General features: G+C 46.2%; 9 protein-coding genes and 1 tRNA gene. 9 read left to right on the top strand and 1 reads right to left on the bottom strand.

The annotated features are described in order from the left end of the window. Window positions 1-169: 169 nt before the first annotated feature. Window positions 170-1,324: a Gfo/Idh/MocA family protein gene (locus BWI96_RS04865; protein ID WP_232793578.1), complete on the bottom strand. Its 1,155-nt coding sequence runs from the start codon at window positions 1,322-1,324 to the stop codon at window positions 170-172. Between the two features lie 403 nt (window positions 1,325-1,727). Here BWI96_RS04865 and BWI96_RS04860 point away from each other — a divergent pair, with 403 nt between their 5' ends. The 9 genes from BWI96_RS04860 (at window position 1,728) to pckA (ending at window position 14,055) form a co-directional block, all read left to right on the top strand. After that, entirely contained in the window at window positions 1,728-2,981 is a 1,254-nt protein-coding gene (locus BWI96_RS04860) for a sugar MFS transporter (protein ID WP_106635563.1), read from the top strand. A gap of 86 nt (window positions 2,982-3,067) precedes the next feature. Further along, window positions 3,068-3,901, top strand: coding sequence for an SMP-30/gluconolactonase/LRE family protein (locus BWI96_RS04855; RefSeq protein ID WP_106635562.1), 834 nt, complete (start codon window positions 3,068-3,070; stop codon window positions 3,899-3,901). Between the two features lie 217 nt (window positions 3,902-4,118). Further along, window positions 4,119-4,190 (top strand) — tRNA-Glu (locus tag BWI96_RS04850). A gap of 134 nt (window positions 4,191-4,324) precedes the next feature. Next, window positions 4,325-5,845, top strand: coding sequence for a carboxylesterase/lipase family protein (locus BWI96_RS04845; protein WP_106635561.1), 1,521 nt, complete (start codon window positions 4,325-4,327; stop codon window positions 5,843-5,845). Window positions 5,846-6,354: 509 nt separating this feature from the next. Then, window positions 6,355-6,981 carry a DUF2306 domain-containing protein gene (locus BWI96_RS04840; protein ID WP_106635560.1) on the top strand — a complete coding sequence of 209 codons (627 nt, stop codon included), beginning with the start codon at window positions 6,355-6,357 and terminating at the stop codon, window positions 6,979-6,981. A gap of 455 nt (window positions 6,982-7,436) precedes the next feature. Then, window positions 7,437-7,895, top strand: a complete 459-nt coding sequence (locus tag BWI96_RS04835; RefSeq protein WP_106635559.1) for a hypothetical protein — start codon at window positions 7,437-7,439, stop codon at window positions 7,893-7,895. A 502-nt stretch (window positions 7,896-8,397) separates the two neighbouring features. Next, window positions 8,398-9,336, top strand: a complete 939-nt coding sequence (locus BWI96_RS04830; RefSeq protein ID WP_106635558.1) for a FecR family protein — start codon at window positions 8,398-8,400, stop codon at window positions 9,334-9,336. 211 nt (window positions 9,337-9,547) lie between these two features. Beyond that, entirely contained in the window at window positions 9,548-12,319 is a 2,772-nt protein-coding gene (locus tag BWI96_RS04825) for a TonB-dependent receptor domain-containing protein (RefSeq protein ID WP_198555142.1), read from the top strand. Window positions 12,320-12,441: 122 nt separating this feature from the next. Beyond that, the gene (gene pckA / locus BWI96_RS04820; protein WP_106635556.1) at window positions 12,442-14,055 is read left to right on the top strand and encodes a phosphoenolpyruvate carboxykinase (ATP); all 1,614 of its coding nucleotides are present in this window, start codon (window positions 12,442-12,444) and stop codon (window positions 14,053-14,055) included. Window positions 14,056-14,107 lie beyond the last annotated feature (52 nt).

Here is a 14,107-nt window from a genome sequence, read left to right as displayed (position 1 = left end):
ACAATTCGCGAGCTATTTTCCAAACTAATAATTCTTCAAAACGATGGGCTGTCGGCATCTGAGATTAGTTAATCTACAAGATTAGTAAGGTTTGAAGACGTTTACCAACTTCTTCAAACCTTTTCTAACATTAATCAAACTTTATCTAACTATGTCCAATCTTATCAAACTACTCAAATTTAGTCCAGACGGCTCCGTTAGAGCTGGATTTTAAAGCAGTGTTAATGAAGGCCATGCCCCGAATACCTTCCTCAATACCCGGAAAATCATAATCAGGATCGGGTTCCTGACCAGCTTCTTTGGCCCGAACGGCGAAAGCGAAGTTCCGATAGAGGCTAGCGAACGTTTCTACATACCCCTCGGGGTGACCCGCTGGCTGACGCGTGTGCACCTGAGCCGCTCTCGATTCGGCATTTACGCCCGTACGGATGATTCTTGATCCTTTTTCCTGATTCGTCCACACCAGTGTGTTTGGCTCCATTTGTCGCCATTTCAGTCCGCCAAGTTCTCCGTATATCCGGATGTTCAGATCATTTTCCTCACCATTGCAAATCTGACTGTTATGCAGAATTCCCTTCGCTCCGTTCTCGAAATGAAGTAACATATTGGCATCGTCGTCCAGCCGACGGCCTTCAACAAAGGTGGTCAGGTCAGCGAGTAACTCCGTAATTTTTAACCCTGTAATATACTCCGCCATATTTTCAGCGTGCGTTCCGATGTCACCTACGCCACCAGCCGCTCCACTTCTAGCGGGATCAGTCCGCCAATCGGCCTGTTTATTCGTACCTGAGCTTTCAACCATTTTGTACAGCCAGCCCTGCGGATATTCCACAATTACCTTGCGAATCTTACCAATAGCTCCCGATTTAACTAAATGGCGGGCTTCTTTCACCATCGGATAAGACGTGTAATTATGCGTCAGGCAGAAGACCAAATTCGTTTTTTCCCAAATGGCTTTCAGCTCTTCGGCTTCGGCCCGGTTTAGGGTAATGGGCTTCTCCAAAACAACGTGAAACCCGTTCTCAAGAGCCATTTTGGCGGGAGGGAAATGGGCGTGGTTGGGAGTAACAATCGACACGAAGTCCATTCGTTCGCCTTCAGGAAGTTCTTTTTCGCGAAGAATCATTTCTTCAAAACTTCCGTATACGCGATCTTCGGGTAAATAAAGGGCTTCACCCGTTGCTTTTGACTTTTCAGGATTTGAACTGAACGCTCCGCATACCAGCTCAATTTCGCCATCTAAAGCAGCTCCCCGACGGTGAACGGAGCCAATGAAAGCGTCCAGGCTTCCACCGATCATTCCCATTCTGAGTTTTCTGGCCATGGTTAGAGGTGTTTTTAAGACGTAATGAATAGTTAATGGAAAGACGGAATAGGGTCGGTTGTGCATTGCCTACACCCTTTTTCTTCAAGACCTGATTTATCCGTAAATGTTCAGAAAACCACGTATTTAAGCAAAATACATTCCGTCCCCCGCCTAAATTAAGGCTGCCAAAGTTTGACAAGAAATTGCAGATTTCAAATGAAGAATCGACATAAGCCGGAGAAAGTAGTATACATTCCAGCCGCATCCCCCCTTTTTAGCTCAAGAATAAACCCCATAAATTCTAGCTAAAATGTATATATTTTCGTTTTTTAGCCGAAAAATTTAATAACCCTCCCAGCGTTTATTACGCTAACTACGTCATTACAAACACCATAAACCCTATTTCTAAACCTCAATAGCTATGACCCAATCCATTAACCGGAGCCGCTTATTAGTTGCAAGCTGTTTTGGGATTATTACTACCGCCATGATTTTCGCCATTCGGGCGGGTGTCCTTACCCAGTTAGGTACTGAATTTAATCTTACCTCCAAAGAGCTGGGCTATGTCAATCAGATGGCATTCCTGGGTTTTCCCATCGCTATGATTTTTGGTGGTCCTTTATATAACATCATTGGCCCCCGTAAAATCATCTGGGTAGCGTTCGTTACTCACCTGATTGGGATCATCTCCACCATTTTCGCGGACGGTTTCTGGACTTTATTGCTTTCTACTTTCTTCGTTGGTTTAGGTAATGGTACTGTAGAAGCCGCTTGTAACCCCCTGGTTGCTGACATGTATGAAGGCAAACTGAAAACACAAATGCTGAACCGTCTCCACATGTGGTTCCCCGGTGGTATTGTGATTGGTAGTTTGGTATCAAAATACATGACCGAAGCGAGCTTAGGCTGGCAATTACAAATGGGAATTATTATCATTCCTTTGGTGATTTACGGTCTCCTGTTCGCGGGACAGGCCTTCCCTGAAACAAAAGCAGAAGAAGGCGTATCGAACGTTACGAACATTAAGGCAATGCTAAGCCCGCTGTACATTTTCATGCTGCTTTGCATGGCTCTGACTTCCATTTCAGAATTTGGTACTACCCAGTGGGTAGAGCCTATCCTGGGTAAAGCAGGAGCTAGCCCACTATTGATTCTGGCTTTAGTAACGGGCTTAATGGCCGTTGGACGTTACTTCGCAGGCCCACTGGTGCATAACCTGAACCCAACCGGTGTTCTGTGGACTTCCGCTTTAATCACGACGATTGGTATTGTCTTGATGAGCCAGTCTACCGGCACGATGGTGTACGTTTCGGCCGTAATTTTCGCGATTGGCGTGTGTTATTTCTGGCCAACCATGATTGGTTTTGTGGCTGAATACATTCCCAAATCAGGAGCCTTCGGACTTTCCATCATGGGCGGTATGGGGATGTTCTCGACTTCCATTTTCCAACCTATCATTGGTGGCTGGATTGATGATGAAAAACGTAATGCTGCCGCTCGGGGCCTTACTGGCGATGCAATGGAACTGGCCGCTGGTCAGGAAGTACTGGACAATATGGCCATCTTCCCCGCCATTCTGATCATCGCTTTTGGTGTACTTTGGTTCATGATGCGTAACAAAAAACCAGATCACCAACAGGACGAAACCCTAGTTGCGGAACAGCCTCAACTTTAATTTTTGACTGATTAGTAATACGCACAGAAAGGCTGGTGAAGGAAACTTTTCCAGCCTTTCTTTTTCAACCCTAATTCATTCTACGTATGAAAAATCTTCTGGCCGCAGGCGGTTTATTACTGGCTCTATCCAGCTCTGCACAAACCCGACTCGAAAAGCTTTGGGAAACCGACAGCAATCAGTTTCTCACTCCAGAATCTGTTCTGGTTGATTCAAAAACCAATTCCATTTATGTGAGCAATATTGACGGAAAACCCTGGGAAGCTGACGGTAAGGGATTCATTTCGACCCTGGCCGCCAACGGAGCCGTACAGACATTAAAATGGGCCGATGGACTGAATGCCCCCAAAGGTATGGGGATTTCCAAGGGTAAATTATACGTAGCGGACATTACCGAAGTAGCCGTAATTGATGTCCGAACGGGCCAAATCAAAGAGAAAATTGCCCCGGCTGGAGCTGTTAACCTCAATGACATTGACGTAGCTCCCAACGGCGAAGTTTATGTAACCGATTCGGGCTCCGACCGGGTCTATGTAATAAAAGGCAAAACTGCTTCCGTTTTTCTGGAAAGTCCCGAACTAAAGCGTCCGAACGGCATTAAGTTTGTTGGAAACAAAATGTACATTATTTCCGCAGGCGGTGGCGATTTCTTTGAAGTTAATCCCGATAAAACGTTAAAAAAACTGGCCGAAGGAATGCCGTCTGGCGATGGCATCGAACCCGACGGGAAAAACTTTTTCCTTTCCCGCTGGGAAGGCGTTTTACATTATTGGCACGCCGCCGATGGAAAGCTGGATCAATTACTGGATACCCGTCCCGATAAAAAGAACTGTGCGGACATTGGCTTTGATAAAAGTAAGCGAGTGATCTACGTTCCGACGTTCAATGGGAACACGGTAGCGGCTTATCAAATCAAGTAATTTATTCGGGAGAATTGCCTAACGGGGGATTCTCCCTTTTTTTGTTCAAAACTGCCGTCCCTACTCATTTTTATTAGACAAAACCTATAAATCGAATAAACTTTAAAAGAATATCATCTTTTTTCAGGCCAACACTTGCGTTCGCTTTCAAAAAACCTCTATATTTGCACCACGTTAAACGAAACGACAACAAAATCGCCGCTTAACAACATAAAATGGTCCGTTCGTCTAGGGGTTAGGACGTATCCCTTTCACGGATAAAACACGGGTTCGATTCCCGTACGGACTACTGGCAAGAGCTAAATAACTTCGGTTGTTTAGCTCTTTTTTCTTTCCTACCTTACCCTCCCTTTTGCTTCTTTTGAATTCAATTATTTTCGGTTTATAAACCGTGATTGATTGGCTGTTGATCCCTCTATTCCTATGAAAAAGTTCTTACTTCTTTATCTGTTACTCCTGTTGGGTTTAAGTTCTTTCAAAGGCCCGGCTCCAGTCAAAGTGGACGGCGGCTTGATTTTGGGAAGCCTGCACGAAAAGATATGTATATACAAAGGCATCCCTTTCGCGGCTCCTCCCGTTGGTCCATTACGCTGGAAAGCTCCGCAAGCCGTGATTCCCTGGAAAGGCATTCGGAAATGTACGCAATTTGGTCCCAGTCCCATGCAGGCCTCTCCGGCCCCATTCAGTATGTGGAGCGAGGAATTTTTAATTCCTAAACAACCCATTCGTGAAGATTGCCTCTATTTAAACGTCTGGACGGGAGCCCAATCAGCCCAGGAAAAGCGTCCGGTTTTGGTCTGGATTTATGGCGGTGGATTCATGGGTGGTGGCAGTGCCGTGCCCATTTATGATGGCGAAGCGATGGCTAAAAAGGGTATTATTTTCGTCAGCATCAATTACCGGGTGGGAAACTTCGGCTTCTTTGCTCACCCCGAACTGACCCAGGAATCGGGTAATCATGCTTCCGGGAATTACGGATTAATGGATCAGATTGCCGCTCTAAAATGGGTTCAGAGAAACATCCGAAACTTCGGTGGCGATCCTGACCGGGTGACCATCGCCGGACAATCGGCGGGTTCTATGAGCGTCAATGCACTAGTAGCCAGTCCACAGGCAAAGGGCCTTTTTAAGCAGGCTATCGCCGAAAGTGGAGCGAACTTCACCTCCCCTCATCCAAGTCTGGCTCAGGCGGAAGAAGCCGGTATCAAGTTCATGCATTCGCTCGAAGCAGCATCGCTGGAAGAATTACGTAAGAAACCAGCGGAAGCCATTCTAAAAACGGATGCAGGCCTACGCGGCCCTATTCTCGATGGGTACATCTTACCCGAGCCGATCGCTCAGATTTTTGCTTCCCATCAGCAAAACCCCGTTTCGCTGTTAACCGGGTGGAATGAAGAAGAAGGTATCCTGCGAGGCCTCTTACTAAAGGCAGAAGATTACCAGCATTACTTGTATCAGCAATACGGTACTGAGGGCAATGCCTTTCTCAGGCATTACCCCGCCTCAAACGAAACAGAAGCTACTAAATCCCAATATGAGCTGGCACGTGATTTAATTTTTGGCGTACAGAATTACGCCTGGGCAAATGCTCAAAGTCGGCAGGGCCAGCCCGTGTACGTGTATCGCTTTACCAGAAAAGTACCCGGAACGGACGAATATGCGAAGTATGGAGCCTTTCATACGGGTGAAGTCGCGTACGCCTATGATAACCTTGCTTTCATCCATCGCCCCTGGCAGCCAGCAGACCACGATCTGGCCCGGATCATGTCTACCTATTGGCTGAATTTTATTACGACGGGAAACCCCAACGGAAAAAACGTGCCAAACTGGCCCTTGTACACCACTCAGGATAAAAAGATTATCAATCTCGGTAAGGAAGTAAAAGCAGAGGTTTTGCCCGATGCGGAGCGGCTGGAGTTTTTGTTTGAGAAGGTAAAGAAGTAACTGATACGAGCCTTCGGTTAGGCTGCCTTTTGAGTAATACTCTGCTCTTTCGGATTTTCAATCCGAAAGCGATCTGTTGGAGATTTATAATCCCCACATACGGATCACAGATCCGTAACAGACTGGTTCTGGATTGCAAATCCAGAACAGCGTAGGTACTCGTTTTGTTGAGGTAGGCCATCTTGATTAATAAAGCCTCTTAGACGCTTTCCCTGCAGTCAAGTGAATAGCTGGCCTCTAGCTGATAGGATGGGAAACACTGTCTCGTCAGACAACACCTTTTCCCAAACGAAAACATTCCTGCTACCATCAGCTAGAGGAATACCAAGCTATTACGTCTCTTGTGTTGTTTTCGACACGTTTTCAGGCAATGCATATTCTAAATACCTAAAAAATTGATACTTATGCATATACATGAATGGTATGCATAAGATATATATTTGAAAGATAGATGCAAGTATTACGTCTATTAGATAGTTAGCAGTAATTTAAACGAGCAGACGTACACAATGACTAAAAAGGCCCTTTGGATATTATTTGCAACAATGGCAATACTTATTGGACTGTATCCAACGCTATATTTATTCTTGGATAAAAAATTTGGACTACTTAACACAAAGGATAATGGGCTATTCAAGAACATTTTTTGGAGCTTATCATTTTATATTCACATCATTTCAGGAGGGCTTGCGTTACTTATCGGTTGGACACAATTCAGTACAAAAATAAGAGTAAGAAATTTAACTATACATAGACAGATAGGTAGCGTTTATGTAATCTCCGCATTAATAAGTGCATTGACAAGCCTTTACATTGCCCTATACGCAACAGGCGGACTTTTTACATCTTTGGGGTTTATTTGCTTAGGCTTTATATGGTTTTACACAACCCTGACAGCATTTCTTCAGATTAAAAAAGGAATGATTGCTAATCACGAAAAAATGATGTTATACAGTTATGCTTTGTGTTTTGCAGCAGTAACTCTTAGAATTTGGCTTCCGCTTTTAGTAATTTTATTTAATGACTTTATATCCGCTTACCAAATCGTTGCTTGGCTCTGCTGGATTCCCAATTTATTGATTGCGTTTCTAATTATTAAGAGAATTGAGAAACGAGAAACAATAAGCTACCGTTAACACGAGTTTTGCATCAGACGAGCTGAATTGTAAGATTCAACAGTAGTTTTCAATTGAACCTCAGTACTCATATCAGCCTTTATCCTTCAATTTTCTGCTCAAACATAAAACCCTATTCGTTACAATAATTCTACAAAACCATGAGAGCAAGATGCTCCCGCAGTCGCTCAGCTCCTGCCAAGTGACTACCTAGCTATAGACCTCTGGCCGGTAGGATGCGAAACATTATCTCATCAAACAACACCTTTTTTTCAATGCATTTAAGATTTTTAATATGGTAAATATTCAATCGTGAGTGCTTTGTGGTATGAGCTGTACAAGGGAATGTCATGAAAAGATGTATATTTGAGAGTATAGATGTCCGAGTTGCGTTTAATTGGATGATTGTATGGTAATTTTAAACTACAACCATAATTGAAATTCATAAAGTATTCATTTTAATGTAAAAACGGAAAATGAACAAAGAAAAACCTAAATTATTTAGAAAAGTAAACACTAAAGCATTTAATGTTGATCATTATATTGGTGGAGATTTTAAAAATACACGACACAGTAAAAGAGAAACTTTAGAACAAACTAAAGGAAAAATGTTTGGGAAAAAGGAACGAGGGTTAGACTATACTCCACTTTATAGATTTTTATTATCAAAAGTTGGCTCTAACTGGGACGAAATTTTTAGTGAAGCCAAAGCTAGACTGGATAAAGTTGAACCAATATATGGGATGGTTGCCTTAATAGAAGATAAAAAAAGAGATTTCATAAGAACTGGCGAATCGTCCTATTTCTCTGGCTTGTTTGTTGATGATAATAATATTTTACAATTATCAAATCCAGATCTAAAAGCAAAAGATATGAAACCATTTTGTACTTGTTGCACTCATACATTTAATGGAAAATTATTTGGAACTGAATAAAAACTACAACCATCAGTAGCTAGTAACAAGACCCCTTTCCCGAACTTATGCTTGCTAACTTTGGCCAGAGCAAAGCACAAAACCTTATTTAGAGTTTAGAAATTACCCATACTCTTGCAGTCCCCGCAGTCGCTCGGCTCCTGCCGAGTGACTACCTAGCTATAGACCTCTGGCCGGTAGGATGCGAAGCACTGCCTAGTTAGACAACACCTTTCCCAACAAAACCTCCTTGTTGACATCGGCCACATTACATCCTCACTCGGTTCTAGCCGAGCGACTGCAAGGATTACATAAGCCCTCCCTACATTCGAGAGGATAAACGGAATAATCAACAATATCTTACATCTATCTTCATACCAAAATACATATATAATTTTTCCATGAATTTATTAAATATACTTCAAGTAGAATATAAACATTCAAATAATTTATTAATCAATTTAGGGTAAATGGCTGGGTTAGCGTACTTACACTATGAACACGCAAGCATGCCTTTTCTCTTATGAATCTGGTTGAATTCCGCACCCTGCTCCGAAACTACCTGAACGGCCAGCAAAGCCCTCAGGAAGATCGTCGCCTTGACCGATGGTATGAGGAAATGGGGGCAGACCTTGAGCTTTCCGAAGAAGAGCTAACTGCCGCCCGGAAGCGGATGAAAGCAGTCATTGACACGAGAACGCAGGAAAAAAAAACGCTCTGGCTTTTTACCTCTACGGCTCGCTGGGTTTCTGCTGCCGCTGGGCTTTTTATCGTGATTAGCCTGGGCATTTTCTGGAGCATGGATGATTCCGTTACCTATACCAATACGTCCTCGAAGCCCGTTACCGTATCACTTTCCGAGGGAACAACGGTTGAAGTAAATCCTGGAGCTACGCTGGTGTATTCCAAATCCTTTCCTTCGGATCGGCGGGAAGTTTCGCTGGCAGGTCAGGCCTTTTTCAAGGTATCGAAAGATCCCTCGCGGCCCTTTCGGGTGTACGCCTCAGGAACCATTACGGAGGTACTTGGCACCAGTTTCTGGGTAAGAAGTTCGGAAAAGCAGCTTCAGGTAGAGGTTCGGACGGGAAGGGTGCAGGTTTCTCAACAAGCCAAGCTTCAGCCCATTTCGGTTTTATTGACCCCTAACCAACAGGTCGTCGTAAACCTTCGTACGCAACGCTGGGTCAGTGGGCTGGTAGAGCAACCTCAGACTACCCTGCCCTCGAGTTTTAGTTTTTCCAATGCTCCAGTGAAAGCCGTGATTGATTCGTTAGAAAAAGCCTATCATATTCCGGTTCTTTTGGCTAAGACGCCTCTGGAACGTTGTACGTTTTCAGGCACCCTGGCAGACTCTACCTTCTACGGAAAGCTGGAGTTACTCTGTAAAACCCTTAAATGGTCGTATCGCATCGAGCAAAAAACTATAGTTATTGACGGACGACCCTGTCCTACTTCCCCATAAAAACCCCGAAATAGACTTTATACTTTAATTTACGCTGATACCGTTGAGGTTGCTTTGGTACCCGTGGACACGCTGTAGAATGCCTGTTTTTCAACAGGTCCTGATACTTATTGTCTTTAGCTGCACCTTAACTTATGCCCAAGAGTCTCCGTTAGAAGAATCGATTAGCCTGCGTATGCAGGATACGCCACTCCAAACCGTACTAACGAAAATGGAAAAATTGACCTCTGCCCGTTTTCTATATAATCCTGATGCCATAGGCGTACGCCGAAAGGTTTCTGTACGGGCCCACCAGGAGCCGTTACGTTTGGTGCTGGATCGCTTATTCAGGCCTTTGTCGATTCATTACGAACTCATCAGGGGGAACCTTATTCTCACGGCTCAGGACTCCGTTCCTCAAGTACAGGAAACGTTCTTTAGGGGAATGGTCAAAAACTCAAAAGGAGAGCCGATCTCCGATGCTTTTATACGAATCAAGGGAAGTTTGCAGGGCACCACCACCCAGGCAGACGGTTCCTACCAGTTATCAGGTTCTGAACCCGCCACCCTCCTGTTTTCTCATCTAAGTTATCAGTCTACGCAGATCATGGGAAAGCCCGGCCTGGTGCCGACGGTCATTCTTCAGGAAACGACGGTCGCTCTTCCTGAAATTGCGATTGTGGGTTCTTACGCGAGCCCCCGCTTGCGTCTGGATCGGTCCGTTCCCGTAGACGTGCTCACTTCAGATCAGTTACAGGCTACAGGTCAGTTGGAACTGGCTCAACAGTTACAGTTTACTTCTCCTACGGTTCAGACTCTGAAAACGGGAATCAACGGCGTGGCCAATTATGCCGACCCGATTACCTTACGCGGACTTGCTCCCGATCAGGTGCTGGTTCTCGTGGATGGCAAACGCCGCCATCCTTTTTCCGGCATCAATCTTAACCAGACGGTAGGATTGGGTACCGTAACAACCGACTTGAATGCCATCCCAACCCTGGCTCTGGAACGCGTGGAGATTCTTCGGGACGGAGCCGCAGCTCAGTACGGATCAGACGCTATTGCGGGCATTATTAATCTGGTTTTGCGAAAAGAAACGCAGGGAGGGTTAATTCGAAGTTCCGTAGGGAGTACCAGCCGAGGAGATGGGACCTTCTTTACAACGGGCCTCCGCTGGGGAACGGGGCTGGGAAAAGCGGGTAGTAACCTGACCCTGAGCTTACAGGTGCAATCCGTTGGCGTTACTAATCGGTCTGATGCTTATACCGGGCGTATTTACGCCAGCGACTCTACCACTGATAACCGCATTCGTCAGAACCGAGGGGTTTGGCAACCGCCTTTCAGAGTGGGAATCTACGGCAGTAACGGCTCTACCACGGTGCAGGGTTTGTACAAAATTAGTTACCCGGTTCATAATTACTGGACCTTTTATCAGACCGGAAGCTATTCCAACAAATACATCGTGGCTTATGGTTTCTTCAGAAATGCCATCCCTGACAACGCCAATTCAAACCCCGACTTATACCCGGATGGCTATACGCCGGAGTTACCGGGCAGGACCGTCGATTTTTCACAGGTCATCGGTCTGAGTCGCCAGATCCCTCAGGGATGGCAATGGGATTTTAGCGGTAGTTACGGTTCCAACCGACTAGACCTGTGGGCCAATCACACCAGCAATCCTTCGCTGGGAGCGATTTCCCCCACTGATTTTTACGTAGGTCGAAGTTACTTTGCTCATACCCTCGTGGATGCAACGGCAACCCGGCTGTTTCATGCCCCCAACACGAGCTGGAATGTGGCTCTGGGGAGTCAGTTTCGGCGGAGTGAATTTCAGTTACGGGCGGGAGACGCGGCAGCTTCGGAACAAGGTCCACTGATGAATAAAGCTCCCGGAGCAAGTGGTCGGCCTGGAATCGCCAGGGCCGACGAAGTACGGGCGTTCCGTTCCAACTTGGGTTTGTATGGCGATGTAGAAGGCGAATGGAAGAAACGAATCCTGGGTAGTATAGCTTTACGGCTGGAGTCCTACAGCGATTTTGGCAGCAATCTCTCGGGTAAGACTTCCATTCGTTATCGGATGAATTCCCGGCTTTCCGTACGAGGTTCCATCAATCGGGGGTTTCGGGCTCCCTCCTTACAGCAGAATTTCAATCGGCTGGTTACGTCTACGGTTCAGGCTGGATCCATTGCTCTCACCCGTCAGATTTCGAGTCAGGATCCCCGAATGGCTGAACTGGGCTTTCCTCCTATTCAAGCCGAAAAATCCTGGAATTATACCCTGGGCGTGGCGGGAGAAATACAGCCCTCATTCACTTTTGCCCTGGATGCCTATCAGATTTCTATTCGTGACCGGATCATCCTGAGTGACCGACTTTTCGTTGCTTCCATCGCCTCGCTCCAGCGGTTGTTTCCTGAACTAACGGAAGTTCGGTTATTTACGAATCAGTTGTCCACCCGAACGAAAGGCCTCGACGCACAATTAACGTATAGCAACAACCGTAAGAAAAATACCTTCCTGCGAGTCTCGGCTATTTTTTCCTATAACCAAACCCAGATCACCCGTATCAAACCCACGCCCGCTGCTTTTCAGAAAGGTACGGCTTCGGCTATTTCTCTGATTGATACCATTGGCCGAGGGCTTATCGAAACCGCTCAGCCCCGGGGAAAATTTACTATTTCCGGTGAGTATCGACACCATCATTGGAGCGGGTCGGTGCGGGCGACGTACATTGGAGCGGTGACGGGCTGGATCAAACCGCTGACCCAACCTTATGAATCTCAGACCTTTCGGGGAAAAACGTTGTTTGATGTCACCATCGAATATACTCCTACCCAGCACTGGCAGTTTAGTTTGATGGGCCTGAACCTGCTGAATACGTATCCAGATCGCATTTTGAGCAATCAGGCGGCCTATTCTAATGGACAAACCCCTTATCCAAGAAATGTAAGCCAGTTTTCAGCGAACGGAGCTTCCGGTCAGCTTCAGGTAGTATACAGATTTTAATCCTTGGTACTGAACCCATTCCATTTCTGTCATTTTTAACACACAAAACTTTACATGCATCAACAGTAGTGACGGGTAACGGCCCGGTTAGCTGCTCTTTCACAACTAAACATATCCTATCTATGAAATTTGCTTCAGCTGTGCCCATAGCCGAACGGGATCGTCTTGTCCTGAAACAAGCCGGCTTACCAGAAACGACGAAAGTTTATTTGAATTTACCTGCAGAAGCATTGGTCGAAAAAGCCCTGCTGAACGGGGAAGGCGTACTAGCCAATACCAAAGCCCTCATGTGTGACACGGGTGTTTTTACGGGTCGCTCGCCAAAAGATAAATACATCGTTCGGGATGAAATGACCGCCGAAACCGTCTGGTGGGGCAGCGTTAATCATCCCTTGGAAGAATCGCATTTTGAGACCTTACACCAGGATATGCTTACGTTTCTGGACGAAAAAACCGTGTATGTTCGCTACGCTCAGGCTTGTGCACTGGCCGAAGAACAGGTATCGGTTTGCATCATTACCACGCAAGCCTGGCATAACCTCTTCTGCCACCACCTGTTCATTCGCCCGGATCAAAAGGCTATTGCCCAGTTTTCACCCGACTGGACCATTTTGAATATTCCCGAATTCAAAGCAGATCCCGCCGTTCACGGCACCCGTAGCGGCAATTTCACCATCATTGATTTCAGCCGAAAAATCGTCCTGATCGGTGGTACGGGCTACGCGGGTGAGATGAAAAAGGGCATTTTCTCCGTGCTGAATTATACCCTTCCCCAGAAAGGCATCTTATCCATGCACTGCTCTGCCAATGTGGGAGAGAAAGGAGACACGGCTCTATTTTTTGGCTTGTCAGGCACGGGAAAAACAACGCTTTCGGCAGACCCCAATCGTCAGTTAATCGGGGACGATGAGCATGGCTGGGCCAAGGAGAAGGTATTCAATATCGAGGGCGGCTGCTACGCCAAAGTCATTGATCTGACGCAGGAAAAAGAACCGGAAATTTTTGGAGCCATCCGGGAAAATTCTATTCTCGAAAACACCCGCTTTTTTCCGGGAACGAAGGAGGTCAATTACGAGGATAATTCCGTGACGGATAACACCCGTACCGCCTACCCGTTGCCTTTTATTGACAATGCCCTCATTCCTTCCGTCGGAAACTCGCCCCAGCACATCTTCTTTCTTACGGCGGATGCCTTTGGGGTACTCCCGCCGATTTCACGCCTGACGACCGAACAGGCGATGTATTATTTTATTTCAGGATTTACTTCCAAACTGGCCGGAACCGAAGTCGGTGTGAAAGAACCGCAACCTACATTTTCGGCCTGCTTTGGGGCGGCTTTCCTCCCACTGCATCCTTCCCGTTATGCTACGTTGCTGGGGGAAAAATTACAGCAAAATCAGGTCAATGTCTGGCTGATTAATACCGGCTGGGTAGGTGGCTCGTACGGGGTTGGCGAACGGATTAAACTCCGCTATACCCGAGCCATGATTACGGCAGCGATGCAGGGCGAGCTGGATCAGGTAGTCTTTCAGTCTTTCGCTCCTTTTCATCTGTCCATTCCGCTCGAATGCCCCCATGTTCCGTCCGAACTTTTGAATCCCCGAGAAAACTGGTCCGACCCGATTGCCTACGATCATCAGGCCCGTCTGTTAGCCCAGGCTTTCCAGGAAAACTATCAGCAATACCAATCGGATGCTACTCCGGCCATTACTCTGGCAGGGCCCATCCTTGATTAATTCTACGTCTTCGCACGCCGTGGCGACTGGTCGCAAGCTTTTCAATTCTAAT

It is taken from the genome of Siphonobacter sp. SORGH_AS_0500 (assembly GCF_002838835.1).
In the GTDB taxonomy this organism is placed as follows: Bacteria; Bacteroidota; Bacteroidia; order Cytophagales; family Spirosomataceae; genus Siphonobacter.
Note: the sequence above shows the minus strand (reverse complement) of the source record. Positions and strands in the feature narration are given on the sequence as shown.